This is a genomic window from Intestinibacillus massiliensis, from assembly GCF_900155735.1.
Taxonomy (GTDB): domain Bacteria; phylum Bacillota; class Clostridia; order Oscillospirales; family Butyricicoccaceae; genus Intestinibacillus; species Intestinibacillus massiliensis.
In genome coordinates, this window is the sequence record NZ_LT707060.1 from 127,567 (window position 1) to 154,202 (window position 26,636).

General features: G+C 60.5%; 25 protein-coding genes and 1 pseudogene. 7 read left to right on the forward strand and 19 right to left on the reverse strand.

Features of this window, described 5'->3' with window-relative positions:
• Nucleotides 1-54: 54 nt before the first annotated feature.
• The 8 genes from CZ203_RS12005 to CZ203_RS12040 form a co-directional block, all read right to left on the reverse strand.
• Nucleotides 55-1,089 carry a Gfo/Idh/MocA family protein gene (locus tag CZ203_RS12005; protein WP_087066355.1) on the reverse strand — a complete coding sequence of 345 codons (1,035 nt, stop codon included), beginning with the start codon at nucleotides 1,087-1,089 and terminating at the stop codon, nucleotides 55-57.
• 78 nt (nucleotides 1,090-1,167) lie between these two features.
• On the reverse strand, nucleotides 1,168-1,875 hold the full coding sequence (locus CZ203_RS12010; protein WP_087066356.1) for an ABC transporter ATP-binding protein: 708 nt from the start codon (nucleotides 1,873-1,875) through the stop codon (nucleotides 1,168-1,170).
• 2 nt (nucleotides 1,876-1,877) lie between these two features.
• Entirely contained in the window at nucleotides 1,878-2,645 is a 768-nt protein-coding gene (locus CZ203_RS12015) for an ABC transporter ATP-binding protein (RefSeq protein WP_087066357.1), read from the reverse strand.
• Nucleotides 2,642-3,649, reverse strand: coding sequence for a branched-chain amino acid ABC transporter permease (locus tag CZ203_RS12020; RefSeq protein WP_200809485.1), 1,008 nt, complete (start codon nucleotides 3,647-3,649; stop codon nucleotides 2,642-2,644). Before CZ203_RS12020 ends, CZ203_RS12015 begins: the two co-directional genes overlap by 4 nt.
• A gap of 15 nt (nucleotides 3,650-3,664) precedes the next feature.
• Nucleotides 3,665-4,543, reverse strand: a complete 879-nt coding sequence (locus tag CZ203_RS12025) for a branched-chain amino acid ABC transporter permease (RefSeq protein WP_087066358.1) — start codon at nucleotides 4,541-4,543, stop codon at nucleotides 3,665-3,667.
• Nucleotides 4,544-4,618: 75 nt separating this feature from the next.
• Entirely contained in the window at nucleotides 4,619-5,668 is a 1,050-nt protein-coding gene (locus CZ203_RS12030; protein WP_087066359.1) for a uroporphyrinogen decarboxylase family protein, read from the reverse strand.
• Between the two features lie 189 nt (nucleotides 5,669-5,857).
• Nucleotides 5,858-7,066, reverse strand: coding sequence for an ABC transporter substrate-binding protein (locus tag CZ203_RS12035; protein ID WP_159456509.1), 1,209 nt, complete (start codon nucleotides 7,064-7,066; stop codon nucleotides 5,858-5,860).
• Between the two features lie 140 nt (nucleotides 7,067-7,206).
• Nucleotides 7,207-8,487, reverse strand: coding sequence for an L-cysteine desulfidase family protein (locus CZ203_RS12040; protein ID WP_087066361.1), 1,281 nt, complete (start codon nucleotides 8,485-8,487; stop codon nucleotides 7,207-7,209).
• Nucleotides 8,488-8,805: 318 nt separating this feature from the next.
• Here CZ203_RS12040 and CZ203_RS14280 point away from each other — a divergent pair, with 318 nt between their 5' ends.
• A complete protein-coding gene (locus tag CZ203_RS14280) occupies nucleotides 8,806-9,222 on the forward strand; it encodes a hypothetical protein (RefSeq protein ID WP_143436210.1) in 417 nt (138 codons plus the stop codon).
• A 254-nt stretch (nucleotides 9,223-9,476) separates the two neighbouring features.
• Here CZ203_RS14280 and CZ203_RS12045 read toward each other — a convergent pair whose 3' ends face one another.
• The 6 genes and pseudogenes from CZ203_RS12045 to CZ203_RS12070 all read right to left on the reverse strand — a co-directional run bounded on the left by CZ203_RS12045 (nucleotide 9,477) and on the right by CZ203_RS12070 (nucleotide 15,099).
• Nucleotides 9,477-10,328, reverse strand: coding sequence for an AraC family transcriptional regulator (locus CZ203_RS12045; RefSeq protein WP_087066362.1), 852 nt, complete (start codon nucleotides 10,326-10,328; stop codon nucleotides 9,477-9,479).
• A 33-nt stretch (nucleotides 10,329-10,361) separates the two neighbouring features.
• Nucleotides 10,362-11,381, reverse strand: a complete 1,020-nt coding sequence (gene iolG / locus CZ203_RS12050) for an inositol 2-dehydrogenase (RefSeq protein WP_087066363.1) — start codon at nucleotides 11,379-11,381, stop codon at nucleotides 10,362-10,364.
• 374 nt (nucleotides 11,382-11,755) lie between these two features.
• Nucleotides 11,756-12,424, reverse strand: a pseudogene (locus tag CZ203_RS12055) (ATP-binding cassette domain-containing protein); the annotation flags it as partial.
• A gap of 50 nt (nucleotides 12,425-12,474) precedes the next feature.
• The gene (locus tag CZ203_RS12060) at nucleotides 12,475-13,839 is read right to left on the reverse strand and encodes a hypothetical protein (RefSeq protein ID WP_087066365.1); all 1,365 of its coding nucleotides are present in this window, start codon (nucleotides 13,837-13,839) and stop codon (nucleotides 12,475-12,477) included.
• Nucleotides 13,840-13,858: 19 nt separating this feature from the next.
• Nucleotides 13,859-14,674 carry a hypothetical protein gene (locus tag CZ203_RS12065; RefSeq protein WP_087066366.1) on the reverse strand — a complete coding sequence of 272 codons (816 nt, stop codon included), beginning with the start codon at nucleotides 14,672-14,674 and terminating at the stop codon, nucleotides 13,859-13,861.
• Between the two features lie 47 nt (nucleotides 14,675-14,721).
• Complete coding sequence (locus tag CZ203_RS12070; protein ID WP_087066367.1) at nucleotides 14,722-15,099, reverse strand: GntR family transcriptional regulator; 378 nt, start codon at nucleotides 15,097-15,099, stop codon at nucleotides 14,722-14,724.
• A 19-nt stretch (nucleotides 15,100-15,118) separates the two neighbouring features.
• Between CZ203_RS12070 and CZ203_RS12075 the strand changes: the two genes are divergently transcribed.
• The 3 genes from CZ203_RS12075 (at nucleotide 15,119) to CZ203_RS12085 (ending at nucleotide 16,599) form a co-directional block, all read left to right on the forward strand.
• Entirely contained in the window at nucleotides 15,119-15,862 is a 744-nt protein-coding gene (locus CZ203_RS12075; protein ID WP_268875374.1) for a formate/nitrite transporter family protein, read from the forward strand.
• A 78-nt stretch (nucleotides 15,863-15,940) separates the two neighbouring features.
• Nucleotides 15,941-16,270, forward strand: a complete 330-nt coding sequence (locus CZ203_RS12080) for a hypothetical protein (RefSeq protein WP_087066369.1) — start codon at nucleotides 15,941-15,943, stop codon at nucleotides 16,268-16,270.
• On the forward strand, nucleotides 16,267-16,599 hold the full coding sequence (locus CZ203_RS12085; protein WP_087066370.1) for a hypothetical protein: 333 nt from the start codon (nucleotides 16,267-16,269) through the stop codon (nucleotides 16,597-16,599). The genes CZ203_RS12080 and CZ203_RS12085 overlap by 4 nt, the downstream gene beginning before the upstream one ends.
• A gap of 91 nt (nucleotides 16,600-16,690) precedes the next feature.
• Here CZ203_RS12085 and CZ203_RS12090 read toward each other — a convergent pair whose 3' ends face one another.
• The 5 genes from CZ203_RS12090 to CZ203_RS12110 form a co-directional block, all read right to left on the reverse strand.
• Complete coding sequence (locus CZ203_RS12090; protein ID WP_087066371.1) at nucleotides 16,691-17,395, reverse strand: DUF554 domain-containing protein; 705 nt, start codon at nucleotides 17,393-17,395, stop codon at nucleotides 16,691-16,693.
• Nucleotides 17,396-17,497: 102 nt separating this feature from the next.
• Nucleotides 17,498-18,487 (reverse strand): sugar ABC transporter substrate-binding protein, encoded by a 990-nt coding sequence (locus CZ203_RS12095; protein ID WP_087066372.1) that lies wholly within the window; start codon nucleotides 18,485-18,487, stop codon nucleotides 17,498-17,500.
• Nucleotides 18,488-18,540: 53 nt separating this feature from the next.
• Nucleotides 18,541-19,530, reverse strand: coding sequence for an ABC transporter permease (locus CZ203_RS12100; RefSeq protein ID WP_087066373.1), 990 nt, complete (start codon nucleotides 19,528-19,530; stop codon nucleotides 18,541-18,543).
• A gap of 7 nt (nucleotides 19,531-19,537) precedes the next feature.
• Nucleotides 19,538-21,031 carry a sugar ABC transporter ATP-binding protein gene (locus CZ203_RS12105; protein ID WP_087066374.1) on the reverse strand — a complete coding sequence of 498 codons (1,494 nt, stop codon included), beginning with the start codon at nucleotides 21,029-21,031 and terminating at the stop codon, nucleotides 19,538-19,540.
• 256 nt (nucleotides 21,032-21,287) lie between these two features.
• Complete coding sequence (locus CZ203_RS12110; protein ID WP_087066375.1) at nucleotides 21,288-22,400, reverse strand: 4-hydroxybutyrate dehydrogenase; 1,113 nt, start codon at nucleotides 22,398-22,400, stop codon at nucleotides 21,288-21,290.
• Nucleotides 22,401-22,740: 340 nt separating this feature from the next.
• On the opposite strand from CZ203_RS12110, the gene CZ203_RS12115 reads away from it, so the two are divergent.
• From CZ203_RS12115 to iolD, 3 genes are all read left to right on the forward strand, one after another.
• Nucleotides 22,741-23,427 carry a GntR family transcriptional regulator gene (locus tag CZ203_RS12115; RefSeq protein ID WP_087066376.1) on the forward strand — a complete coding sequence of 229 codons (687 nt, stop codon included), beginning with the start codon at nucleotides 22,741-22,743 and terminating at the stop codon, nucleotides 23,425-23,427.
• 118 nt (nucleotides 23,428-23,545) lie between these two features.
• Nucleotides 23,546-24,415: a helix-turn-helix domain-containing protein gene (locus tag CZ203_RS12120; protein WP_087066377.1), complete on the forward strand. Its 870-nt coding sequence runs from the start codon at nucleotides 23,546-23,548 to the stop codon at nucleotides 24,413-24,415.
• Nucleotides 24,416-24,630: 215 nt separating this feature from the next.
• Complete coding sequence (gene iolD, locus CZ203_RS12125) at nucleotides 24,631-26,583, forward strand: 3D-(3,5/4)-trihydroxycyclohexane-1,2-dione acylhydrolase (decyclizing) (RefSeq protein WP_087066802.1); 1,953 nt, start codon at nucleotides 24,631-24,633, stop codon at nucleotides 26,581-26,583.
• Nucleotides 26,584-26,636 lie beyond the last annotated feature (53 nt).

The window sequence follows — 26,636 nt, forward strand, 5'->3', positions numbered from 1 at the left end:
GTGTGCACGCCCTGTATGTTTAGGGAGCATATGGAAAATGATTTTGGGGCTATTTTAACGGGCGACCTCGGCCCAGCCGCCGGTCAGGTTGGACTGCTCCATCGCGTCGATGCACAGCACGACTTCAAGCCCGTCCTCGCCGGTGATGAAGGGCGCCGTATCGCGCTCGATGCAGTCGATAAAGGACTCGTCGATGTGCGTCAGCAGGGTGACGTCCTGATGCGGGTTGTCCGCGAAGTCGATCTTGGTCACGGTGCCGTCCTTTTTCTCGACCTTGACCGCGCAGTCCGGCCCGTACAGCGTGATGACGCCCTCCGTGCCGAAGAACTGGGTCATGCGGTCGTTGCCGCTCATGCTCGTCCAGCTGTAAACCATCAGGCCGACCACGCCGTTTTCCATCTCGACAATGCTCATCGCGTTGTCGTCTACGCCGATCAGGTTGCCGTCCGGCCCGCGCTTTGCGAGCGTGGGCGTGTAACTCAGGACGCGCTTATAACGCGAACCGACGATATAATGCATCAGGTCGATGCGGTGCGAGCCGACGTCCGACATGACGCCGCGGCCGGACAGCGCGCGGCTAAAATACATGTTGTTGACGCCGAGCGCGGAGCTGTATTCCGGCCCCTTGATGCCCAGGAAGGTGCGGAAGGTGATGAGGCTGCCGATCTCGCCTGCCTCCAGCAGTTCCTTGGCCTTCCGGTGCGGCTCGTAAAAGCGCTGGTTGTGCGAGATCATGAGCTTCTTGCCACTCTTCCCCGCGGCGGCGATCATGGCGCGCGCGTCCGCGGCGGAGGCCGCCATCGGCTTTTCGCACAGCACGTGCTTGCCGGCCTCGAGCGCCTTTACGGTCAGCTCGCAGTGCGAGCGGGTGGCGGTGCACACGTCGACCGCGTCGATGGCGGGGTCGGCTAGCATTTCCTCCAGCGAGGCGTAGGCCTTGCCGCCGTACTTCTGCGCGTATTCCTCCGCGCGCCCGGCCATGCCGTCGAAAAAGCCGTAGACTGTGGCCTTTTCCGGGATGAGCTTCAGCGCCGGGATATGGCGGAAGCTTGCGATGCCGCCGCAGCCGATAATACCTACGTTTACCATATCTTTCACCTCAAGTCCATTGGGTTAACGGTTTGCCGCCCCAAAGCGTCCCCTGCTGGGGACGCTTTAGGGGCAGCTTTACATGCCAAGGTAGGCCTGCTGTACTTCTTCGGAATTAAGCAGGTCCTGCGCCGAACCGGACAGGACGATCTTGCCGGTTTCGAGCACATAGGCGCGATCGGAAATCTTGAGCGCGGCGCGCGCGTTCTGCTCCACGAGCAGCACGGTGGTGCCGAGGTCGCGGATGCGCTGGATCAGGTTGAAGATCTCCTTGACGATCAGCGGCGCGAGGCCCATGGAAGGCTCGTCGAGCAGCATCAGCTTGGGCTTGCCCATCAGCGCGCGGGCGACGGCCAGCATCTGCTGTTCGCCGCCGGACAGCGTGCCCGCGACCTGGCTGGCGCGCTCCTCCAGGCGGGGGAACAGCGCGTAGACCGTCTTGAGGGTCGCCGCGTTGGTATCGGCCTTTTGCAGGTAGCCGCCCATCATCAGGTTGTCGTAGACCGTGAAATCCGGGAACACCTGCCGCCCCTCGGGCGACAGCACGATGCCGGCCTTGACGCGCTTCTGGGATTCCCAGCGCGAAATGTCCTGGTCCTCAAAGAAGATTTTGCCGCCGTTTAGCTCCTTGAGGCCGGTGATGGTGTGCATCGTCGTGGTCTTGCCCGCGCCGTTGGCGCCGATCAGGGTGACGATCTCGCCCTGGTTCACCTCGCAGGAGATGCCCTTGAGCGCGTTAATACTGCCGTAATTGGATACGACGTTTTCCAGGCGTAACAGTGCCATGCTCAGTCGTCCTCCTTCCCGAGATAGGCCTCGATGACCTTGGGGTTGCCGCGCACTTCCGCGGGCGTGCCCTCCGCAAGCAGCTCGCCGTAGTTGAGGACGTACAAGCGCTCGCAGACGTTCATGACAAATTTCATATCGTGCTCGATCAGCAGCACGGTCTCGCCCAGCTCCTTGAGCTGCTGCACCATATGCAGCAGGTCCTCGGTCTCCTGCTCGTTCATGCCCGCGGCGGGTTCGTCCAGCAGGAGCAGCTTGGGCTGCGTCGCCAGCGCGCGGGCGATCTCCAGGCGGCGCTGCTTGCCGTAGGGCAGGGAACTGGCCAGCGCGTAGCGGTCCTCCCACAGGTCCATCAGCCGCAGCAGCTCCTCGGCGCGCGCGCCACATGCCTTTTCCTCGCGCCGCTTTTTCGGCGTATGGAAGATCGCGTCCACCAGGTTCACGCTGGTACGGCCATGCATGCCGACGATGACGTTGTCCAGCGCGGACATCTTGCTGAATAGGCGGATGTTTTGGAAGGTGCGTGCAAAGCCCTTGCGCGCGATGACGTGCGGCTTCTGGCCGGTGATGTCCTCGCCGCCCAGTTCGACCTTGCCCTCGGTCGGGTTGTAGATGCCGGTGATGATGTTGAACAGCGTGGTTTTGCCCGCGCCGTTCGGGCCGATGATGCCGACGATCTCGCCCTTTTCAATGTGCATATTGATATCGCTCAGCGCCTTTAGGCCGCCGAACTTCTGTGTCACGGAGGTGACCTTTAAAACACTGCTCATTCCGCTTTGCCCCCCGTTTTTCCAGGTTCTGCCGCGCGCCGGGATAGCGCGCGCTGCTTGAGGTACTTAAAGTTTACGTTGCCCAGGATCCCGTCGGGCTTGACCATCATCAGCACGACGATCAGGATGCCGTAGAACAGGTTGCGGTACATGCCGAGCGCGCGGATGGTCTCCGGGATGATGGTCAGGATGGACGCGCCCAGGATGGTGCCCGGGATCGAGCCGAGGCCGCCGAAGATCGCCATGACCAGCATATCGGTCGAGGCGGCGGTTGTGAAGCTCGTCGGGTCGATGTAATTGATGTAGTGGGCGTAGAACGCGCCGGCCACGCCGACGATCATGGAGGAGATGATAAAGACCATGATCTTGTACTTGAACACGTTGACGCCCATCGCCTGCGCGGCTAGGTCGTCCTCCCGGATGGCCATGATCGCCGTGCCGATGCGGGAATGCACGATACTGTAAATCACGAGCGCGGACAGGATGACGAGCACCAGCATGACGAAGTAGATCTGTGTGTTGGACGACAGGTCGATGCCGAAAAAGTTCGGGGACGGGATGCCCGGGATGCCGAGCGGGCCGCGGGTCAGGCCGGTCCAGTTCATTTCCACCAGGCGGATGATCTCACAGAAGCCCAGCGTGACGATCGTCAGGAAGTAGCCCTTCAGCTTGAGGGCGGCGCCGCCGAGCAGCAGGCTGAACACCCCCGCGACGATGGCGGCCGCGACCATGCACGCGCCCATGCCCAGGCCGGCGCGCGTGGCGATCAGGGCGGCGGTATACGCGCCGATGCCCCAGAAGGCCGCGTGGCCGAGCGTCATCAGGCCGAGGAACCCGGTCAGCAGGTTCAGGCTGAGCGCGATCATGACGTACATGAAGCAGATCGTCATGATACGCAGGATGTACGAGGAGGATACGGCGAATGGGAAGGCAATCAGCAGCACGATCAGGACAACCGAGATCGCGCGCATATGCAATGCGACAAAATCAAGCGCTTTTTTCACTGCGTGCAACCCCCTTTAAACCTTGTTGATCTTCTTCTTGCCAAACAGGCCGGCCGGCTTGACAAGGATGATGATGATCAGGATGATGAACGCCACCGCGTCGCGGTAGCCTGCGCTGATATAGCTTGCGCCCAGCGTTTCGAACAGGCCGACGAGCAGGCCGCCGACCATCGCGCCCGGCAGCACGCCGACGCCGCCGAGGACCGCGGAGGCCATGGTCTTCATGCCGATGGTAAAGCCCATGTTGATGTCGATGGTCTGGTAATACATACCGACCAGCGTGCCCGCGATCGCCGCGAGCGCCGAGGAGATGATGAAGGTCACGGAAATGACCATGTTGACGTTCACGCCCATCAGGCGGGCGGCGTCCGCGTTCTGCGCGGTGCAGCGCATGGCCTTGCCGAGCTTGGTCTTATAGGTGACGTAGGACAGCACGCCCATGAGCAGCAGCGCCACGGCCAGGATGACGATCTGGCTCGTGTTGACGGTCGTCCCGCCGACCTGGAACTGGCCGAAGTCGATCAGGTTCGGGTAGGGCTTGGTCTGGCTGCCGAAGAACAGCAGGATGACGTTGTCGATCACCGTTGCAAAGCCCATGGTGGTGATGAGGCCGGTGAGCTTGGGCGCTTTCTTTTCGCGCAAACGGCGCAGCGCGAAACGGTCGAGGCAGAAACCGACGACGCCGGTCATCACGACGCCCAGGATGAACGCCAGGATGAAGTGCCCCTGCATGGTGGTATACACCATGAGCGTCAGGTAGCCGCCCAGCATGTAGATCGAGCCGTTTGCGAAGTTGACCAGTTCCAGCACGCCGAATACCATCGTAAAGCCGATCGCTACCAGCGCGTATGTACTGCCGATGGTCAACCCGTTGAGGATTTGTTCAAATAGCATAAGGATGCTTTCTCCTTCCTAATAGGGCAAGAGCGGGAAGCGGCCTGAAAACGCCCGCCGCCCGCTCTGCTTTTTTTATTTCAGGATGCCTTCTTCCTCGACCACCTCGCGCATCAGCGTGAAGACATAGCGGTCTACATCCATCGGCAGCGCGCAGCCGGGCGCGAAGATAAAGCGGCTGTCGCCGCACTCCTCCAGCGCGGTCACGAGGCGGCGGCGCAGGGTCTCCTTGATCGCGTCGCGGTCGTTTTCGGCATTGTGGAAGTCGTGGTGCTGGTCGATGCCGCCGATAAGGACCTTGTCGGTCATCTCGCGCACCTGCTTGATCGAGGTCAGCTTGGACATATCCGGGATACGCGTGCAGTTCTCCCAGTTGAGCGCCTGGATCGGGTAATCGAGGTACTCCCCGAAGGTCAGGTTCTCGCAGTAGTGGATGTGGAACATGTTAAACCAGGTGCGGCCCTTGATGTAGTTGAGCAGCTCCAGGTCGTAGGGGTGGCAGAACTCGTCCTGCGCCGCCTTGGAGATCAGGTCGCGGCAGCCCCACTGCGTGGACAGGAAGATGCCGTCTATCCCGGCCTCGATCATGCGGTCGAGCAGCTTCTTGTTGGTCTCGAGCAGCGCTTCGAGCGCCTTGTGCACGTACTGCGGGTGCTCCGCCATAAGCTGCATGACCGGCGCGGGGTTGGTGGAGGAGATCATTTCCTGCAGCCAGGTCAGCGGGGTGAAGATGGTTGCGAGCACGGGCACGTCGCCGTGGTAGTGCCCGCAGACGTTCTTGGCAAGCTGGATTTCGCGCTGGAACACCGCGTTCGTATCCGGGTCGATAACGGGCAGGTTCGCGACGTCCTCCGGGGTTTTGACCGGGTATTCCAGGAACTCGCCCGACCATTCCTTAGGGTCGTTGCGCCAGCGGATCTTCGCGCCGTAGGCGTCGGCGAAATAGTGGCCGTTCGACATGAGCTTGACAAAATCCCAGTCGTTGTTGTCGGTAAAATCGATGGTCGCCTTGGTGAAGTCGCGCACATTGCGGTCGACCATCGGCATATGTACCCAGCCGGACAGGCCGATACGGTCAAAAGGCTTTTTTTCCACCATCGCGCGGAGGCGTTCGGTCTTTGTCATTTTTATTTCCCCTTTGTTCTAAAATGAGAGGCCGTTTGAAAGGTCGTGGCGTTTGGCTAGAGCAGCTTATTCCTAAACAGGCTGCCAGAGCAACGGCCCTAAATGGTTTCCAGTGTTTCGCCGCGCCCGTTTGGAAGGCGGGCGCGGCGAAAAAAGAAGAGAAGGTTTACGCGAAGAGAAGTAGAGGCGTTACGCGTTATAAGAGGCGAACTCGCCGTCCTTGACCGTATAGATGAATACGTCCTTGACGACGTACTGGCCGTCAAACGACATCGACTTGCCGGAAGCGACCTCGATGGGCGCCTTGTGCATCTCGTCGATCAGCGCCTGCGGGTCGGTCGTGCCGACGTTCTTGGCCGCGGTCATCGCGAGCATCGCCGCGTCATAGGCGGAGGCCGCAAAGCCGTCGCACGGGACGTCCGGGTACTTTTCCGTGTAGCGTTTGGTAAAGTCCTTGAGGTATTCGCTGTAGTCGTTTTCGCCGTTCATGATGGAATCCAGGTAAACCGGGGTCGTGCCCGCCAGGATGATGCCGTCCGCCTTGTTGCCGACGAGGTCCAGGAACTCCTGCTTGAACACGTTGCCGGGGCCTGCGAGCTGCACGCCGGTCAGGCCGACCTTTTCGGTCTGCAGGATGGCGTTCGCAACGTCGTTATACTCGCCGTCGATATAGAGGATAGCCGGATTCGCGGCCTTTGCCTTGGACAGGATCGGGGTGAAGTCCTTGGTCTGCTGCGGGACGAAGTTCTCGATCAGGACGACCTTGCCGCCCAGGTCCTCATAGGTCTTTTTCATGATCTCCGCGCCCGCGACGCCGAGGTCGGTGTTCTGGTGGATGATCGCCAGGTCGCCGCCGCCGAACTTTTCAAACAGCAGGTTGGTGGTCTTGGTGCGCTCGAGGTCCGCGATCGGGGAGATCGGGATCATCATCTTGCCCATTTCCGGGAAGTCCGGGTGGGAGGTGTTCGGGGAGACGAGCGGCATGGAGTTCTTTTCATAAACCGGCGCCGCCGCCATCGTGACGCTCGAGCCGAAGGAGCCTACGGTCGCGAACACGTCCTTTTCGCCCACGATCTTGTTGGCGATGTTGATGCCTTCCTTCTGGTCGCCCTTGTCGTCGTTGATCTCGAGGACGACGTCTTCGCCGCCCAGGCCGCCAGCCGCGTTAAAATCCGCAACCGCCATTTCCAGCGCGTTCTTATAGCTGATGCCGTACTGCATGGTGTTGCCGGTCAGCGGGATCGAAGCCGCCAGCGTGTGCTTGGTATACTGGACGCCGCCCTCGGAGGGGGTGCCGTTTGCCGCGGGGGTATCGTCCTTGGCCGCATCGCCGCCGCAGCCGGTGAGCAGGCTGGCCGCCATGACGCCCGCCATGCATAAAGACAGGAATTTTTTCATTTTCGTTTCCTCCCAAAATTTTGTTTTGTACGGCTGCCCCCAAAGCAGGCCGCACGCCATATTTAAGCTCCCCAGGAGTTTAAACCTATTTTCATAGTGGATTAGTATGAATTAGATTGTATACCGGGAATCCGGATTTGTCAATCGTCCACCATAATTTTGAGCACCTCGACGTCGGTCTGCTTCATGCCGTCGCGGCCGAGCCGGCCGACGCTTTCGATCGTCTTTTCCAGGTCGTCCTTCACGATGCCCTCGCCGGCGTTAAAATATTCGTCCTTCATGGCCATGTAATGCGCCATGACCGCCGCATCGACCGCGGAGGCGATTTTCGCCGCGCAGGACGGCTTTGCGCCGTCGCACACGATGCCGGAAACGTTCGCGAGCGTGTTGGTGATGGTGTGGGATACGCGCTCGTACCCGCCGCCGCTCAAGTAGGTGATCGCCGCGCCCGCGCCGCACGCCGCGCTGACCGCGCCGCAGTAGGCGGAAAGGCGGCCGATTGCCGTCTTCTGATGGATGGCGACCAGGTTGCTGACGAGCAGCGCCCGGTACAGCTTTTCCCGGCTCGCGCCAAGCTCCTTGGCAAATTCTATGACGGGCAGGGACGCGGTCATGCCCTGGTTGCCGCTGCCGGAATTGATGACGACCGGCAGTACGCAGCCGCTCATGCGGGCGTCCGACCCGGCGGCCGCGCTCGCTTTCGCACGGACCTTGACGTCGTCGCCGTAGACGCTGAGCAGCGTTTTGCCGACGTTGGCGCCGTAGTCCTTGGCCAGCCCCTCTTTGGAAATCGCAGTGTTGCACTCGATCTGCTGGTCGAGCACGCCGCGCACGGTATCCAGGTCGGCATGGTCGGCATAATCCAGGATATCGCGGATGTTCAGGCAGCTGTGGTCGGGTTCCGCGGCCTCGGCCTGCGTTTCGCCCGGGTCGGCGCGGAACAGGGTCTCGCCGTTTTTCTCGATGCGCACGATGTTCGTGTGCTCGTTCAGGATTTCGACCGTCGCGGTGTCTTCCCCCGCGGAGGCGGTCAGGATGATGTGCAGGTTGGCGGTACCGTGCAGCACCTCGACCTTACAAAGCCCCCCGGCGAGCAGCGCGCGGGCCTTTTCAACATCCTCCGGGGTAACGGTGGTCAGCACCTCGAGCTTGCGCGCGGGGTCGCCGCCGACCGCGCCGACAATGGCGGCGGTCTCGATGCCCTTCATATTGCCGGTGTTCGGTACGATGACGCCCTTGACGTTTTTCACGATGTTGCCGCTGCACGCCGCTACGATATGCTCCGGGAAACGGCCAAGCGTCTGCCGGGCGACCGCGCTTGCGTAGGATATCGCGATCGGCTCGGTGCAGCCCAGCGCCGGGACAAGCTCGCTTTTCAGGATGGCGGTGTACTGGCTGTAAAGCTGTTCTTTATCGCTCATTGCTGTGTCTTCACTCCTATGGTCTGCAATTGATGGCTTCCCTGGCCGACGGCCCGGGCCATAATCCCGGCGGTGTTCCCCTGCCGGAGTAACCACAGTATAAGGGGAAGGGGGAAGCGTTGTCAATTTTGGCGGGAGCGAAGAGGATACAAATTAATTGTGCAAAATGACGGAAAAATGCTGGGAAATCACCAGGAAGTTTCGCGGAAACCATCCGGATTCTCCATAGCGCACAGGATTTTGTGGGTAAATTGCACAATTAAATAGGGTTATTAATGTGCAAACAGGTAGATTCGCACAGAGAGGAAGCCCGAAAAAATGAAATGCAGGATTTACAATAAAAACTTGCATAAAGAGAAATGGCGAAATATTTGTATTTATAATTGGATATTATTCCAAATTAAACGGAAAAAATACGGAAAACAGAACGTTTTACGGGTTGGTAAATTAAGGCGCGCACCTTGGGGCGACAGCAAGATTACACACCGGGTGATGCCAAAACGCCCGGTTCCGGCGGAAAAACTCAGCAATATTTTTCACCTGTTCCGGTGGAATCGGAAAAATCAAAAGAAAAATATGCGGTTTTGCCAACTGGCGGGACACAAAATTGCTTTGCCGTGCATTTTGTTCACACTTCTTGTCATTATATACAAAGAATCTTGTTGCACAGCGGGTCGGATATGGAAAAGGCTGGCGGAAGGGGCTGCGGTAAATTGTCCTGCTGCGGGCGGGTAACGTTTGTGCAGATAAGGGATAGTTGGGATAAAAATGCGGATATTTAACGTGATTTTTGCAGATATACGCAAAAAATATGCCGCAATCGGCAAAGGATAACGGCGGGCGCGGCCGCCGCGCATACGGGGCGCGGGGGTGCACAAAATTGCTGCGCCGCATACGGGGACGCCCCTGCTGCAATAAAAAAGCCCACGCCCTGCAAAGCGGTTTTTGCATGAAAAACCGGCGGCATCGTCCTCTTGCCGCCGGCGGGGTCAATATTGTTTTTTCTGCACCTGCGCGCGGAACTCGTTGGGGGTCTTGCCGGTCGTCTTTTTAAAAACGTTGAGGAAATAGTTGAAGTTCGCATACCCGACCATTTGGGATATCTGCTTGACTGGGTAATTGGTGGTGCACAGCAGGTTTTGCGCCTCGCCGATCCGCAGGCGGATGACATAGCGGATCATGGGGATGCCCAGGTGGCTTTTCATGATGTGCGCCAGGTAAAAGGTGCTCACATAAAATTTGTCCGCCACGCTTTTGAGGGACAGGTTTTCACAGTAGTGCACCTTGAGGTACTCCTCCACCTGCTCCGCCAGGCGCGAGGTCATGCGGTCAATCTCCAGCGACTTTTCCGGGACGGCGCTGCTCCGCGCGATCAGCGCGAAAACACCGAGCAGCACGCCGCCGCATACCTGCTCGTACCGCGGTTTAGAGTTGTTGTATTCGGTCTCGATGAGGCGCAGGCAGGACAGCAGCTCGTCGTGGTATTCGTTCTTCGGGATCACCGGGCAGGCGTCGTCCGGCAGCAGGTGGTTGGGCGGCATGCCGGCCAGCAGCACATTGTCCAGGCCGTAGACGTATTTTTCCACCACAACGCCGGCTTCATACTTTTCGCTGTGCATGGCGTCCTGGTTGATGAGCAGCAGGTCGCCTTCCGTGAACGGGTATTCCTTGCCGCGCACGGAAACCGTGCCGCTGCCGTGCGCCAGGTAGACGAGCTCGCAGATATCCTCATGCTTATGATAAAAGTATTCCGCGCTCTCGCTGTGCTGGTGCAGGATGTACCGCAGGGAGGGGAGATACCGCTCCTTGACGGGGTATTTTTCAAAATCAGCCTGTTGCATGCCGCACCTCCTTTCCCTATTCGTTCCCGCCGCCTATACCGTCCCGCGCGTGAGCGTCGGCAGCGCCACCGGGCGGTTTTCCGCCGCAGACTGCCGCGCGGCCAGGCCGATGCGCAGCGCCTGCAGGCCGTCGAACCCGTCCGCCTGCACCGGCGCGTCCCCGGCGCAGGCGGCTGCAAAAGCGGCAAACTGCGCCGCATAGGCCTGTTCGTAGCGGGGGAGGAACGGCCCGACCGGGGCGGCGTATTCCGCGTGCCCGTCCAAATGCAGGGAAACCGTGGAGGCGCGCTCGTTATCCGCCGTCAGGCAGCCGCGCGAGCCGAAGGCCTCGGCGCGCTGGTCGTGCCCATAGGAGCACTGGCGGCAATTGTCGATCAGCGCGGTCGCGCCGTTTTCAAACTTCAGCATGGCGGCCGCGGTGTCGTAATCCCCGGCTTCCCGGATGGCGGGGTCGGTCAGCACGTCGCCGTGCGCATAGACCTCCCGCACCTCGCTGCACGCAAGGTACCGCGCCATATCGATATCATGCACCATCATGTCGAGGAAAATACCGCCGGAGCCGGGCAGGTAGGAGAGCGGCGGCGGCGCGATGTTCCGCGAGGTCAGCTTGAGGGTGCGCACGTCGCCGAGGCCGCCCGCAACGATACGGTCGTGCATCAGGCGGAAATTCCGGTCGAAGCGCCGCTGGAACCCGACCTGGAGGACAACGCCCGCGCGGTCGGCCGCGCGCATCGCGTCCACGACGCGCTGGGGGGACAGGCTGACCGGCTTTTCACAGAAAACGTGCTTGCCCGCGTCCGCCGCTTCCTCGATCAGGCGCGCATGGGAATCCCCCGGGGTGCAGATCAGCACCGCGCCGATCCTGGGGTCGCGCAGCAGGTCGTGATAATCGTTTGTCAGGCAGGCCACGCCCGCGTCCCGCGCCCAGCCGGCCAGTTCCCGGCGGAGCTGCCGTACCGCGACTGCGCGGACATGCAGCCCGGTCGCGTGCCGCCGCAGCACTTCCGCGTGCGTTTTGCCGATGCGCCCCGCGCCGATAATCCCCACGTCCATGCCGGTGTTCCCCCTTACACGCCGTATTTTTCATAAAAGGCGCCTAGATGGTCTCTATTTTAGTGGATTCTGCCCAAAATGTCAATTGGCGGCGAAAATGCGCGTGCTGTACGGTACGGCGGTGGATTTGGGCGGTTTTGGACGGATACCGGCCGGATATGCCGAAGCAGCGCGCCGGAAAGTTGTTTTTTTGCCGTGCGCTTCAGACAGGATTTTTATGCATGCCCATGGCAGAATAAAAAGAAAACGCAGGAGGGACGGTCTATGAGGGCGATGCGGGTCGCGGTATGGCTGCTGGCGTTTGCGTTTGCGGCATTTTTGCGGTAAACGGAAGGGGGCGGGGATGGCAAAAAGCCATGCCCGCCCCCGGCGCGTTATCCGGTAAATTTGCGCCACCGCGCGGGGTCGTACCCCGCGGCGTCCTGCATCAGCCCGACAAGCGTTCGCCCTTGGGCGCGCAGGTCGTCCAGGTAGACGTCCACGCGTATTTCGCCGTCGTGCAGGAGGATGGCGCGGTCTAAAAAGTTCTCGATCTCGTCGACCTGGTGTGTTGCAACCAGAATGGTTTCGCCGTGGTGCAGCGAGCCGGCCATCAGCTTCAGGAAATCCCGGCGCGTGAAAATATCCTTGCCGAGAAACGGCTCGTCGAGTAGCAGGTACCTTGCCCCGCGGGAGAACCCGGCTGCGACCTCCAGCTTGGCGCGCTGCCCGTTGGAAAATGTGCGCGCGGGCCGGTCCGTGGGGAGCTGGAAGAAGGAGAGCAGCTTTTCGTACCGTGCGCGGTCAAAACCTGGGTACAGGTCGGCCTGGAACACGCCGTAGGCGGACGGCGAAAGGAAGGGCGGGAAGCTGCCCGCCTCGGTCATATAGGACAGCTCGTCATAGCACGCCTGCGGCAGGCGGCCGTCGATCTGTACGGCGCGGGGGTCCCCTGCGTTTGTCAGCCCCATAATGGCGCGCAGCAGCGTCGATTTGCCCGCGCCGTTCGCACCCAGCACGCCCACGACCTCGCCGTCCGGGATGGTGAGGGACGGGATATAGAGGTCGCAGTGCGCGCTGTCAGGATAGGATTTTGCCAGGTGTTCGATCGTAATCATGCGGCATCCCCCTCTATGCGGTAATTTTGGAGCATGTAGTATTGCGTGCGGTAGGGCGGCACGCCGGCATAATAGACGCCCGAATGGATCTGCGTCTTATTGTCGTCCGCCATGCCGCTGTCGAACTGCCCCGCATAGAGCAGCGCGGCGCTTCCCATGTCCGACGGTTCGTACACCGCGACATAGACGTCGAAAAAGCCGACGGCCATGGAGGCGCCCTCATAGGTCGCGTAGGTCGTGTCCGGCGCGACCTGGCGCAGGCCGGATACGAGCAGCTTGCCGTCCCGCCACGCGAGGTAATAGACCGAATCGAGCGGCAGACTGTCCGCGCGCATCGCGGAAGCCGGGGCGGAAAGCAGCGGCGTGAAGCCGTCAGCGCCGATACGCAGGGCGAGAAAGCGCGCGTCCAGCATATTGGTCATCAGCGGCTCGCCCGCATCGTACCCGGCCAGGTGCACAGCGCACACGGCCTGCCCCTGGCTGGTATCCGTGCAGAGCGTATAGGAAACGCGGCCGCCCTGCAGCGGCGCTTCATAGCTGCCGCAGGCGTTGCCGTCCTGGTCGAGCAGCGTGAGCGTAACGCCGTCCCGGCTGCGCGTCAGCAAGACCAGGTATTCGCCCGCCGCCGCCAGCCCAAGCACGGGCGTGCCGCTGCCGACCGAAGCGATGCAGTCCGCATCACCGTATTCCAGCGGCTGTTCCACATATCCCCGGTAGGGGTCGGCGCTGTCGGGGCGGAAGGTATCCGGGTCGAGCGCCAGGCGGAACAGGCCGTTTTCCCCCTGGTAACCCAGCGCCGGGTCGGAATTGTCCAGGATATAGTAAAGCGTGGAGCCGATGAAGGCGCTGTGTACGGACGGGTTGAATGTGGGGAAATCGTCCGGCTTATACGGCTTGCCGGTATAAAGCCCGGTGAACACCCCGGCGCCGGCCATTGCGCCGGAATACCAGGCGTTGCCGCGGGAGTAGAAGTTGAGGTACAGGTAAATACCGGTTTCCGCCCCGCGTGCCGCCGTTTCCATCCGGAATTCGCCCACTTTATCCCGTCGCCCCGGGATGGTGACCGAAAGGGGGCGGTCGATATATTCCGTGGCGTAAAGAGGGTCTGTGAGCACCGTATCGGTCGACGGCGCGCCGTCCCGCAGCGAGACCGTGCGGAGGTGGCGCTCGTCGCGCAGGTCGAAGGAAAGCGGGAAGGTGCGCAGCGCGGCGCGGTCTCCCGTGAGGTCCTGGAGCGTGGCCGCGGCGGCATATCCCGCGGCAATGCGCCAGAAAAACAGCCCGGCAAAGCAAATGAGGACGGTTGCCGCAAGGATGGGCAGGACGTGCGCGCGCCAGAGGGCGGCAATGCGTTTTTTCATAATGTGGCTCCCTCCTTTGTCAGGGCAGGTTGAATGTGCGGACATAGCGCAAGACGGTGCTGGCAGAGAGCCAGGCCGCCCAGAGGAGCAGGAATACCGGGACGGGCAGCAGGCTCCAGAAAAATTCGGCCACGGCCGCGGCCTGTACGCACACGCCATAGGTCACGGCAGGGACAAGCACGGTGAACAGCAGGCCGAAACGGCTGCCGTGCGACGCGCCGTAGGCCGTGCAGCCCGCCAGCAGGACGGCGAGGGCGGCCGATGTGGCCAGCTCCAGCAGGGTGCCCGGCAGCGTCACGCGCAGCAGCGGGGTGCGTACAAAGGCAAGGTACAGGCCGTCCGCCTGCCCCACGGGCGGGAACGGGCCGGTCACGGTTTCGGCGGCGGCCAGGTTGCCGGCATAGGCGGGGAACTGCGCGGCGGCTTCGGCGGCGGCGTGCCGCCACGCCGGGTAACAGGCGATGGCGGTCAGGTTTTGCAGCGCGAACAGGGCGAGTACAAACAGGGCGGCCACCCCCAGTTCCGCGGCAGGCAGCGCCCAGCGGGGCGCGGGCAGGCTCATCATGCCGTATACGGGTTTCACGCCGTCCTCCTCCACGAGGCTGTAGTACCGCAGGGCGAGCAGCACGCAGGCGAGCGTTACCGCGAGCACGAAGGGGTATTCCAGGTGCGCGGCCTGGAGCACCTGGTCATAGGACAGGTAGGCGTTTTCGACCGCGCCGCCCACGGACAGTACGGCGATCAGGTCCCAAAGCACAAGCACCGCCGCGGCGCACGCGAGGTACTGCCAGCTCCAGCGCAATAGCCAGCGCATCAGCTTATCGCAGAGTTTCATATCCATCCCTCCATGTATTATATCCATAGTACATATTGCATAAAAAATTACGGGGCGTCCCACAGCTCGCCGAGCAGCGACATCACGCGCGGCAAGGTCAGGCCGCTCTGGCGCGCCTGCTGCACGAATGCGCGGACAAGGCCGCGCGTCAGCGCGTCGCCGAGCTGTGCGCGCAGGGCGGGCGTCAGCCGGATCACGCTGCCCGCGTTGCCGTTGGTCACGATAAAACCCTGCTCCTCCATCAAACGGAAGGCTTTTTGCACGGTGTTGGGGTTGATATCGAGCGTTTGCGCGATTTCGCGGCGGGAGGGGAGCGGGTCGCCGTCGTCGGCGCAGCCGATGACGATCATGCGGCGCACGTGCGCGGCAAGTTGCTGGTACACGGGTTCGCGGCTGTTCAGTATCAGGCCTTCAAACGAGACCATGGATATCCCCTCCTTCCTTATGCGTATTATAGCAGTAATACACGGCGCTGTCAAGACAGATTGCCCGCGCCGCATTGACGGGAAAGCCCGGATACAGTACAATAAATGGGTAAGGCAGAGGAGGAAAAAAGGGATGCATTGGGGAAAGCTGTTTGTTTCCGCCGGCCTGGCCGGCGTCATGATTTCGGCAGGGGGGATGGTTTACCTGTCCTGCGCGGCCAAGGGGCAGCCGGTTGCCGGGGCGGTGCTGTTTGCGGTCGGGCTGTTTACCGTATGCGCGTATGGGCTGGCGCTGTTCACCGGGCGCGTGGGGTACCTGACGGTGAACCCGCCGTCCTACCTCGCCGAGCTTGCGGCCGTATGGCTCGGGAATGCGGCCGGCACGCTGCTTTGTGGCTTGGCGGCCCGTATCGCGCTGCCGGGCGCCGCGGAGGGCGCGGCGGCGCTGACGGCGGCAAAGCTGTCGCAGCACCCGGTGCAGACCGTGCTGCTCGGCCTGTTTTGCGGCCTGCTGATGTACATCGCGGTCGACCATTTCCGCAAGGGCGCGGGTTGCGGGCGGTACCTGGGCATCCTGCTGTGCGTGCCCGCGTTTATCCTGGCCGGCTTTGAGCACTGCGTGGCGGACATGTTTTACCTTTCCGCCGGGGCGTCCACGGCGCAGGCCGCCGCGTGCATCCGTTTCCTGCTCCTGGCAACGGCGGGCAATGCGGCGGGCGCCGTGCTGCTCCCGCTGGGACGGGCGGCAAATACGTGCGGATAAAGCAAGAATGCAGTAGTATTTCCGATCAAAATGTTATATGATTCATCTAACAAATGGGGAGAAAGGATGCTGTGTATTATGCAGATTGACAACAACGAACTCGCGATCCGCCAGAACGAGCTGGACCGTGCCGGGCACAAAAAAGAAGCGTACGAAATGAAGATGGAGTTTTTGAGGCAAGTCCGTGAAAGCGGCGACCATTGCCCCTGCAAAGAGGCGTGCCCGCACCATGGCAACTGCTTTGAATGCGTGACCATCCATCGCGGCCATCGCGACCATCTGCCGATGTGCATGTGGGATATGATCAACGAGCGCCTTCACGCGCTTTCCCTGCTGACAGAAGGCTCCCTCATGGAATATGAGAAGAAATGCGCCGGTTGCGCGGGCTGCACCGGGGACTGCGGATGAAAAAGGAGCTCAAGTGCCTGCGCTGCGGCACGGTAATGCGGTCGATGGGCATGGAGTCGATCCAGCTCGGGCACGTCGGCCTGTTCCTTGGCCAGCTCGACAATAAGCTGACCGGCACGCTGGACGTGGAAATCATGGTGTGTCCGGCCTGCCACAAGCTGGAGCTTTACGAGTGTGGCGGCGGGGAAATTGAGCCTCCCGTGAATACGGCGCGCCTGAACCCGGTGGAGCCGGAGGGGGGCGGGGCGGAAGGCGGCCGCCCGCCGTTCGGGGGGTACCGCACGCGCGGCCACGCCCGGCGGCGCAAAGGCAAAAGGCAAGATGGGTGAAAACCATTAAAAGGCGCGTCCCTACCAAAAGGGGCGCGCCTTTTTTGTGCGGAAACGCCCGCTTTCCGGCTGGAAAACGGGCGATATGGGATCAGAGGTTGCAAAGGTAGGAGAACGGCATGACCAGCACAAGCGCGGGGAGCAGGTTGGTCACGGGGATATCCTTCATCTTTGCAATGCGGAAGCCGGTGAAGAACATGATCGCGCCGCCGCAGGCCTGGAAATCGGCCAGCATGACCGGCGTGGCGTGCGGCACGATGAGGCCGGCGCACGCAAACAGCAGGAACAGCACGACGGCCTGCGGCGCGGCCAGCAGGCTGACGATGATGCCCAGCGTCGTGGCGAACACGATCGCGGTCACGAAGTCCAGCACGGATTTGGCGATCAGGAAGCTGCCGTCGCCGGTCATGCCCTCGTTCAGGGCGCCGAAGAAGCCGGAACCGTTGAACACGAACAGGATGATGACCGCGATCAGCATGTTGATATCCGCGTGGTCGCCGCCGGAGAGCTTGGGCATGATGCGGGTGACGGCCTTCTGCGCATGCGCGCCGACGCTGTCCAGCCGCTCCTCCAGGTGGAGCAGTTCCCCGATGATCGCGCCGATCAGCAGCGCGCCGACAACGGCGGCCATGGTTTTTAGGTCGCGCATGGTCGCCACGCCGATGACAAACGACATGATGCCGCAATAAAGCGGAAGGTGTTCCTTGAGGAACCCCGGGATAAAGCGCCGCAGCAGGGTGCCCAGCAGGCCGCCCAGCAGCACGGAACAGATGTTGACAATAATGCCCATCGGCATAGCGATCGACCCCCTTAATATGTTACCAAAAAGGCGGCATGTCCCGGGTTAGGGATATGCCGCCTTTTTGGTTATGCCGTCAGCACGGCAGCCTTTTATTGCTTACTGGTAGTCCGCAACGTTGTCCTTGTTGACCCATACGCACTCGGTGTAGTTGATCGGCTCAACATCTTCGCCGTTCAGGACCTTTACCATGGTCTCAACGCCCAGCGCGCCCTGGCCGGGTGCATCCTGGGAAACGGTGCCTGCCAGGCGGCCGTCAGCAACAGCCTTGACAGCGTCGGAAACGGCATCCAGGCCGAAGACCGGGATATCCGCCTGCTTGCCGGCGTCTTCGATCGCCTTCAGGGCGCCCATCGCCATGGAGTCGTTCTGGGAAACAACCGCGTTGATTTCCTTGCCGGTGGAGAGCCAGTTCTCCATCAGGGTCAGCGCTTCCTCGGTTACCCAGTTCGCGGTCTCCTGGTAAACAACCGTGACGTCCGGGTTCTGCGCCAGGATCTCGTCATAGCCGGCCTTGCGCTTGAGCTGCGCGTCGGAGCCCATCGGCCCGTAGATGATGACGATGTTGCCCTTGCCGCCGATCGCGTCGACAGCCTTCTGCATCTCCAGCTTGCTGGCCGCAGCCTCGTCGCCGCCGCAGTAGGAAGCCGCCATGGTGTCCTGGTTCTTCATCTGCTGTACGACGGTGATGACCGGTACTTTGGCCTCGTTCGCAGACTTGACAGCCGGGACGATGCCGTCCGCGGAAATCGGCTCTACCAGGATGCCGTCGTAGCCCTGGTTGATCGCGGTCTCGATCTGGTTAATCTGGGTCGCCTGGTCCTGCTTGCCGTCGAATACTTCAACGGTAACGCCCAGCTCCGCAGCCTTTTCCTTTGCGCCCTTGCCGACCGCAGTGGTGAACTCGTTGGTCTGGTGGCTCATGCACAGTGCGATCTTGTAGTTCTTCTGGCTGGAACCGGCGGTGTCGGCGGTATCGCCCGCGGCCGGCTTCTGGTCAGCGTCCTTGCCGGCCGTGTCGCCGCCGCAAGCCGCCAGGCTCATAGCCATAGCGCCGACGAGCAGCATGGATAATAATCTCTTCTTCATGTTTCTTCCTCCTAAAAACAATAGGTGAATTTATATCAAAGCCAGGGAAGCGCTTAGCTGCGCTTGCCCTTGCCCTTGATATCAAGCAGTACTGCGAAGATGATGATGAGGCCCTTGATGATGAGCTGGAAGTTGGAGTTTACGCTCATGATATCCAGGCCGTTGGAGATGACCGCGAGCATCAGCGCGCCGATGACGACGCCGTACCACTTGCCGGAGCCGCCGGACATCGAAACGCCGCCGATAACGGCCGCCGCGATGGCGTCCATCTCATAGCTCTGGCCGGCCGTCGGGGAGCCGGTGATCGTACGGGACGCGACGAGCAGGCCGCAAAGGCCGGCCAGCAGGCCCGCGATCGTGAACACGATGACGCGCAGCTTGCGAACGTTGATGCCGGAGACGGAAGCCGCGGTTGCGTTGCCGCCGATCGCATAGATGCGGCGGCCAAAGACGGTCTTGCCCAGGATAAACGCGCAGATCGCGACAATAATGATGAGGTAGACCGCGAGGATCGGGACGACGCCGCCAACCTGGATGGACGCGATGGACTCAAACGCCGGGGTGACGTCGAAAATCGGTGAGCCGCCGGATATGATCAGCGCGAGGCCGCGGACAATGGTCATGGAGCCGAGGGTCACGATGAATGCCGGGATGGAGCCGTAGGCGATGCCGACGCCGTTGAGTGCGCCGACGAGCGCGCCGACGAGCAGCGCCAGCAGGATCGGGACGATGAAGGGGTACTGGCCGTTCGCCGCGCCGTCCGCTGCCGGGTGGGCGAACATGGTCGCGATCACGCCGGTCAGCGCGACCGTCGAGCCGACCGACAGGTCGATATCGCCAGAGATGATGACGAAGGTCATGCCCATGGCGAGGATGCCGTTGATCGCCGTCTGCTTGACGACGTTCAGCAGGTTACGCGGCGTGACGAAGGTGCCGCCGGAAACGATCGCCAGGATGACGACCAGGGCGATGAAGACAAGGATCAGGCCGAAGTCCTTCATCGAAACTTTTTTCGGGCTTAAGGTATTCGTGTTGCTTTTCATTGTTATATCACTCCCCAAACTGTGCAGCGTATGTCATAATGCGTTCCTGAGAGAAATCCGGGCGGCCGACTTCGCCGGTCAGGCGGCCTTCCGACATGACGATGATGCGGTCCGCCAGGCCCATGACCTCCGGGATTTCAGAAGAAATGACGATGACGGCCTTGCCGTTTTTGACCATTTCGCCGATCAGCAGATAGATATCGCGCTTCGCGCCGACGTCGATGCCGCGCGTCGGCTCATCGAGGATAATGATATCCGGCTCGGTGAGCAGCCACTTGGCCAGGACGACCTTCTGCTGGTTGCCGCCGGACAGGTTGCCGACGAGCGTCTGGCGGGTGGGCGTCTTGATCGAGAGCTCATCAATGTAATGGGTGGAAACTTCCTTTTCCTTGCCGCCGTTGATCAGGCCGTTTTTAAACAGCTGCGACAGGTGGACGAGCGTGATGTTCTGCTCGACCGAACCGACGAGGTTCAGGCCGGTGAACTTGCGGTCCTCCGTGATGAGCGCGATTTTGTTTGCAATCGCGTCCTTGGGGCTGTGGATGTTCACTTTCTGGCCGCGGATGAAGACCTCCCCCGAGGACTTGCGGCGGATGCCGAAAATCGTCTCGACCAGTTCGGAGCGCCCCGCGCCGACCAGGCCGGCAATGCCGAGCACTTCGCCGGTGCGCAGTTCGAAGCTGACGTTTTTGACCCTTTTGCCCATCGAGATGTTTTTGACCTCAAGGATCGGCCCGCCGATTTCCGCGTCGGCCTTCGGGAAGACCTCGGTGATGTCGCGGCCGACCATCATGCGGATGAGCTGGTCGCTCGTCATGCCGGCCGCCGGGTTCGTGCCGATGAACTGGCCGTCGCGCAGCACGGTGATGGTGTCGCAGATTTCAAAAATCTCGTCCATCTTGTGGGATATGTAGATGATGGCGACGTTCTCCGCCTTAAGGCGGCGGATCTGCGTAAACAGCGTGTCAACCTCATGCTCGGTGATCGCGGACGTCGGCTCGTCCATGACGACGACGCGCGCGTTGAGCGAGATCGCCTTGACGATTTCGATCAGCTGGCACTGCGCGACGCTCAGGTCGCGCATATAGGCATCGGAGGGGATATCGATATTCAGGTCGGCGAGCAGCGCGCGCGTTTCGCGGAGCATGCCAGCCTTGTCGACGAGCCCCAGCTTGGTCCGTTTCTCACGTCCGATGAAGACGTTTTCAAAAACCTGCATGTCCAGGATCGGGTTCAGCTCCTGATGGATCATGGCGATGCCGTGCTCCATTGCGTCACGCGGGTTTTTGCAGGTGATTTTTTGTCCGTCCAGGACGATTTCCCCGGCGTCCGCCGAATAAATGCCCATTAGGATTTTCATCAGGGTGGACTTGCCTGCGCCGTTTTCGCCCATCAGCGCATGCACCTCGCCCGGGCGAACCTGCAGGGTGACGTCGTTCAGCACCTGAACACCTGGAAAGCTCTTCATGATGTGATTCATTTCCAGAATGTATTCCGACATGTATAATCCTCCTGCTTCCTTAGATTTTTAAGGGGCTACTGGGGCAAATTATGATAATTGGATATTTCCGTTTCTTTCCCCAGTCGTAAGAATATCACAAATGTATACAAAAATCAATGCATAATTTTTGTTAGGTGTAGGGTGATTCGTGGTTTTCTCATGGAAAAGTATTGCCGCAATGCAACAGCATTGCGGCAATACACAGAACCATGTTTGTGGAAAATGCACGAATCAAAGTTTCAGCACATTGCCTTCCTTAAAGGCGGGAAGCATAGATCTCACGGATTTCCGCAACAGAAAGCCCTACATAGTTATTGCCGAGCAGGCGCTGCTGGTTGTCGACCGTGCTCTGTGCAAACGGGTCGAGGTCGGCTTCGGTCGCGCCGTAGTCGCTCATGCGCTTCTTGTGCAGGATCTTTTCAAGCAGGGCGTCGAGGTTGTCGAACGCATCGCCGGTGGTGCCGAGGATCTCGTTAATCAGGTCGGCAAACTGGGCGATCTTGCCGTCCGGGTCCTTCTTGCGGTAGACGCGCAGCACGTCGACGAAGAACTGGTAGTTGGACTCGCCGTGCGCGACGTGGTACTTGCTGCCCAGCGCATAGCTCATGGCGTGGACCGCGGCGCAGCCCGCGTTGCCGAACGCGATGCCCGCCTGGTTGGAGGCGCGCAGGAACTCGGTGCTCAGCTCGAAACGGGTGTCCGCGCCCTTTTCGGCGATTGCCACATAGCCGCCCAGGATGGTGCGCATCGCCACGTCGGAGAACATCTCGGAGAACGGCGTGCACTTCGGGCTGAGGTAGGACTCGACCGCGTGGATCAGCGCGTCGATCGAGCTGGTCGCAAATACGCCGTAGGGCAGGGAGGACAGGAATTCCGGGATCAGCACGGCATAGTCCGCGTACATGTGCTCGGAAACCAGGCCCATCTTGGTGCCCTTGCGGGTGCGGTTGATGATGGCGATGTTTGTGACTTCGGAGCCGGTGCCGCAGGTCGTCGGGATGATGACCAGGTTGCGCTTGCGCTCCAGGTTCGCCATATTGTCGTACAGGGCGTCCACGCCGGACTCGCCGCCCAGCGCCAGCACCTTGGCGATGTCGATGATCGTGCCGCCGCCGACTGCGATGACGCGGTTGGTCGGGACCTTGTGGGCTTCTTCGAGGATGGCGTCCACCATGAGGTCGGAAGGCTCGCCTCCGCCGTACTTCTCCTGGAAGATCGTGTGGCAGGGCAGGTTAAAGCGTTCCATAAAGGGCTTGTAGATGTATTCGTTGGTCAGGATCAGGTCAGTTTCGCACAGGTTGAAGTCCTTGACAAAGGCTTCAAAGGTGTCGGCCTCGACGATCGTCGGACGGACGGAAAAGGTTTTCATGGTGATACAGCCTCCTGTTGTGAATTTTGTCCGAGGGGACGGACGACTTTGTTGTTGACACGTCCAGTATAGGAGAGTTAAAAACAAATGTCAAACAATTTCTTCGCATAATTCGCCTGTCAAAAACGTGTCAAAATCAAGAAGGGTGGAAAAATCAGAACATTAAAGCACGTTAAATGCAGATTATACATCAAAAAGCCGAATTGTATACAATTATTTCGTTTCTTATTTTTGACCTTGACTTGCATACATTTCTTTGTTATGCTTTAGTCAACGTAGCAGGGCTACGTTGGCTGTACAACAAACGCCTATACATAATGCATAGAATGGGGATGACGGTTTGGGCGAATTGACGAAAGACAATAAGGTAAGCCTTGGGGAGACCGTCTACCAGTACATCCTCAAAATGATCCTGACCGGGGAAATCGCCTGCGGCGAGCGCATCCCGGAGGACAGCCTGGCGCTGCGCCTGGGCATCAGCCGCACCCCGATCCGCGAGGCGCTGCGCCGCCTGCACGGGGAAGGGCTGATCAACATTTACCCCAAACGGTTCGCCGAGGTGATCTCCTTTACCGAGGCGGATATCCGGAACCTCGGCATTATCCGGCTGAACCAGGACATCCTAGCCGCCCAGCTGGCCATCTATAACGGCAGCAACGCGGATTTCGACCGGCTGCACGAGATGAGCGAGCAGTGCCGCTACTACAACAGCCAGGATGATATGTACATGAAAATCAAGGCGGATTCGGATTTCCACCTGATGCTTTCGGAGATCAGCGGCAACCCGCTGCTGCACGACATGCAGGAGACGCTGTACAAGAAGGTCAGCCTGCTCATGGCGGCGCGCGGCGCGGAGGAGTCCTGCCAGATCGGCCTGCACGACGATATCGTGCGCGGCCTCAAGGAGCGCAACACCGAGCTGGTGGTGACCAGCCTGATCGAACACCTTTCCGGGTTTTACCATATTACAGGCCTGTCCTGCCGCCTCGAACTGACGCAGGGGCTCAACAGGCGCACCGCCATTTAGGGCAGTTCCGGCAGACCATATCTTTTTTATACTTTTTTCATACTGCTTGCACGCCCGGCGGCTGCCATCAGCCGCCGGCGGGTGCGGGTGGCCGGCTGGGATTAAGGAGCGCATGCGCATGATACAGTGCTTTGTCAAAAAGAATTACGTGCCGAGCTTCCATCTGAACCGTGAGCCTCGGCTCATTTACGTCAGTAAAATAGAGGAAGAGGCCAGCGTCCACCCGCGCGTCATGCACGCGCACGACGACCTGGTCGAAATCGTACTGATCACGAGCGGCGGCGGCGAATACTCGATCGGCGGCGTGCGCCACAAGGTGCGCCGCGGCGACCTTGCCATCTATAACAGCGGCGTCGTACACGACGAGCTTTCCGGGCCGGACGTGCTGATCGGCAGCTATTGCTGCGCGGTCGGCGGCCTGCACATCGAGGGCCTGCGCGAAAACGCGCTGATCAGCGACAAGGGCTCGCCGGTGTTCCACGTGGAGGAGCCCCAGTGCGCCATGCTGGAAAACCTGCTCGACCTGATGTTTTCCGAGCTGGTAAGCGGCCAGGGCGGCGGCGAGGAGACCTGCCACCACCTGTTGCTGGCGCTGCTGACCTGCTGCTGGCATGTCACGCACGGCGTGCCGCGCGGCGAGGAGTGCAGCGTCAACGTGCTTGGCACCCGCATCAAGAAATATATCGACGCGCACTACTCGGAGGACATCAGCCTCCAGTCGATTTCCGAGCACCTGAACATCAGCCCCTATTACCTATCCCACGTATTCAAGGACATGACGGGGTATTCCCCGCTCCAATATATCGTGCGCCGCCGCATCGGGGAGGCGCAGACCCTGCTCATTTCGACCGACTATCCCGTCACGCGCATCGCGTCCATGGTGGGGTATGACAACCCGAGCCATTTTAACCTGCTGTTTGCCAAAAACGTCGGCATGACGCCGCGGAAATACCGCAAAAACTACATCGTCGAGAGCAGTTCGGAATAGCCTTGCGGGGCGGGCGGGAGTCCCGACCGCAAGAATGCTCTATTTTTCGTTTGGCAGCCCCCTTGCCCCCACTGGGCGCGGCGGCGGCACACCAGCGAAAAGCAAGAATCCTCTAGAATATTGTGCATACAATTGCTACAATAGAAACAACAAAAAACCCTATGGAGACAATGATGCACCGCAAGGTGCACAAGGAGAAAGGAAGGCGCATTATCATGAACAAAATCAAAATGACCGTTGGTCAGGCAGTCGTCAAGTTCCTGAACAACCAGTACATCGAGATGGACGGTGTCGAGAACCCGTTTGTAGACGGCATCTTCACCATCTTCGGCCACGGCATGGTCGTTGGCCTTGGCCAGGCACTCGACGAGGATCCCGGTCGTCTGCGCGTATATCAGGGCAGAAACGAGCAGGGCATGGCGCACGCTGCGATCGCTTACGCGAAGCAGAACAACCGCCGCCGCATCCTGGCTTGCACCTCTTCGATCGGCCCCGGCGCGGTGAACATGGTTACCGCAGCCCTGACCGCTTCGATCAACCACGTCCCGCTGCTCCTGTTCCCGTCCGACTCTTTCGCGACCCGCCAGCCCGACCCGGTACTGCAGCAGATGGAAGTCCCGTCTGACCTGTCCATTACCGCGTCCGACTGCTTCAAGCCGGTTGCGAAGTATTGGGACCGTGTAACCCGCCCGGAGCAGCTGATGCCCGCGCTGATCAACGCAATGCGCGTACTGACCGACACCGCCGACTGCGGTACCGCGGTCGTTTCCCTGCCGCAGGACGTACAGGGCGAGAGCTTTGAGTTCCCGGAATACTTCTTCCAGAAGAGGGTACATCACATTTCCCGCCAGTGCGCCGACGAGTATGAAGTCAACAAGGCTGTCGAGGTCATCAAGGCTGCGAAGAAGCCGATGCTGATCTCCGGCGGCGGCGTGCGTTATTCCGAGGCCGGCCAGACCGTTATGGACTTTGCCAAGGCCTTTAACATCCCGGTTTCCCAGACCCAGGCCGGCCACTCCGCCCTGCCGGACTCCTTTGACCTGTCTGTCGGCGGCGTAGGCGTTACCGGCGGCCTGGCTGCGAACGCGCTGTGCAAGGACTGCGACCTGATCATCGGCGTCGGCACCCGCTTCAACGACTTCGTAACCGGCTCCAAGTGGGTCCTGTTCCGCAACCCGGACATGAAGGTCCTGGCGATCAACACCTCCGAGTTCCACGCTGAGAAGCTGGACGCGACCCGCTGCGTCGGCGACGCCAAGGTTACCCTCGAGGCGATCATGGCCAAGCTGAAGGCGGAGGGCTACAAGTCCGCTTACACCAACGAGATCCAGGAGATCCGCGAGATCTGGGAGAAGGAGCGCCTCTCCGTCCTGGGCGTACAGTACCATGGCGAGGGCTTCGGCGAAGGCAAGTTCGTACCGTGCGTACCGTCCTGGACCGAAAAGATCATGACCGACTTTATCCGTGACATCGGCGGCACCATCACCGAGTCTAACGCGGTCGGCATCCTCCGCGAGGAGATCGACGACGACGCGATCGTCGTAGCGGCTGCAGGCTCCCTGCCGGCAGACCTCGAGCGCCTGTGGGTCACCGACGCCAAGGATACTTATCACATGGAATACGGCGCATCCTGCATGGGCTACGAGATCGCAGGCGCGTTCGGCGCCAAGCTGGCCGCCCCGAAGCAGGAAGTCTACTCGCTGACCGGCGACGGCTCCTTCCTGATGCTGAACTCCGAGCTTGCTACCGCAATGCAGGAGAATGTCAAGATCACCGTCGTTGTATTCGATAACGCTGCGTTCGGCTGCATCAACAACCTTCAGATGGGCAACGGCGTCGGCACCCTGTGCACCGAGATGCGTCACAGAAACGAAGAGTCCGGCAAGCTGGACGGCGCTTACTGCTACACCGACTTCGGCAAGATCGGCGAAGGCTACGGCATGAAGGCGTTCTACGCCAAGACCCCGGAAGAGTTCCGCGAGGCTGTCCGTGCGGCGAAGAAGGAATCCGTTTCCTGCATCATCGACGCAAAGGTACTGCCGAAGACCATGGCCGAGGGCTATGAGTCCTGGTGGCACATCGGCGTAGCTTCCACCTCCAAGTCTGCTGACGTACAGGAAGCCCGCAAGAGAATCGATGAGCACCTGGCTGAGGCTAGAATGTATTAATAAGTACGCATAAAGCGCACTTTCACAACTAAAACCGTACAAAATGTGCGGGC

Coding starts and splice junctions, on each gene's coding strand:
- CZ203_RS12005 (WP_087066355.1), bottom strand. CDS start 1,089: ATGGTAAACGTAGGTATTATCGGCTGCGGCGGCATCGCAAGCTTCCGC.
- CZ203_RS12010 (WP_087066356.1), bottom strand. CDS start 1,875: ATGGCACTGTTACGCCTGGAAAACGTCGTATCCAATTACGGCAGTATT.
- CZ203_RS12015 (WP_087066357.1), bottom strand. CDS start 2,645: ATGAGCAGTGTTTTAAAGGTCACCTCCGTGACACAGAAGTTCGGCGGC.
- CZ203_RS12025 (WP_087066358.1), bottom strand. CDS start 4,543: ATGCTATTTGAACAAATCCTCAACGGGTTGACCATCGGCAGTACATAC.
- CZ203_RS12030 (WP_087066359.1), bottom strand. CDS start 5,668: ATGACAAAGACCGAACGCCTCCGCGCGATGGTGGAAAAAAAGCCTTTT.
- CZ203_RS12035 (WP_159456509.1), bottom strand. CDS start 7,066: ATGAAAAAATTCCTGTCTTTATGCATGGCGGGCGTCATGGCGGCCAGC.
- CZ203_RS12040 (WP_087066361.1), bottom strand. CDS start 8,487: ATGAGCGATAAAGAACAGCTTTACAGCCAGTACACCGCCATCCTGAAA.
- CZ203_RS14280 (WP_143436210.1), top strand. CDS start 8,806: ATGAAATGCAGGATTTACAATAAAAACTTGCATAAAGAGAAATGGCGA.
- CZ203_RS12045 (WP_087066362.1), bottom strand. CDS start 10,328: ATGCAACAGGCTGATTTTGAAAAATACCCCGTCAAGGAGCGGTATCTC.
- iolG (WP_087066363.1), bottom strand. CDS start 11,381: ATGGACGTGGGGATTATCGGCGCGGGGCGCATCGGCAAAACGCACGCG.
- CZ203_RS12060 (WP_087066365.1), bottom strand. CDS start 13,839: ATGAAAAAACGCATTGCCGCCCTCTGGCGCGCGCACGTCCTGCCCATC.
- CZ203_RS12065 (WP_087066366.1), bottom strand. CDS start 14,674: ATGAAACTCTGCGATAAGCTGATGCGCTGGCTATTGCGCTGGAGCTGG.
- CZ203_RS12070 (WP_087066367.1), bottom strand. CDS start 15,099: ATGGTCTCGTTTGAAGGCCTGATACTGAACAGCCGCGAACCCGTGTAC.
- CZ203_RS12075 (WP_268875374.1), top strand. CDS start 15,119: ATGCGTATTATAGCAGTAATACACGGCGCTGTCAAGACAGATTGCCCG.
- CZ203_RS12080 (WP_087066369.1), top strand. CDS start 15,941: ATGCAGATTGACAACAACGAACTCGCGATCCGCCAGAACGAGCTGGAC.
- CZ203_RS12085 (WP_087066370.1), top strand. CDS start 16,267: ATGAAAAAGGAGCTCAAGTGCCTGCGCTGCGGCACGGTAATGCGGTCG.
- CZ203_RS12090 (WP_087066371.1), bottom strand. CDS start 17,395: ATGCCGATGGGCATTATTGTCAACATCTGTTCCGTGCTGCTGGGCGGC.
- CZ203_RS12095 (WP_087066372.1), bottom strand. CDS start 18,487: ATGAAGAAGAGATTATTATCCATGCTGCTCGTCGGCGCTATGGCTATG.
- CZ203_RS12100 (WP_087066373.1), bottom strand. CDS start 19,530: ATGAAAAGCAACACGAATACCTTAAGCCCGAAAAAAGTTTCGATGAAG.
- CZ203_RS12105 (WP_087066374.1), bottom strand. CDS start 21,031: ATGTCGGAATACATTCTGGAAATGAATCACATCATGAAGAGCTTTCCA.
- CZ203_RS12110 (WP_087066375.1), bottom strand. CDS start 22,400: ATGAAAACCTTTTCCGTCCGTCCGACGATCGTCGAGGCCGACACCTTT.
- CZ203_RS12120 (WP_087066377.1), top strand. CDS start 23,546: ATGATACAGTGCTTTGTCAAAAAGAATTACGTGCCGAGCTTCCATCTG.
- iolD (WP_087066802.1), top strand. CDS start 24,631: ATGAACAAAATCAAAATGACCGTTGGTCAGGCAGTCGTCAAGTTCCTG.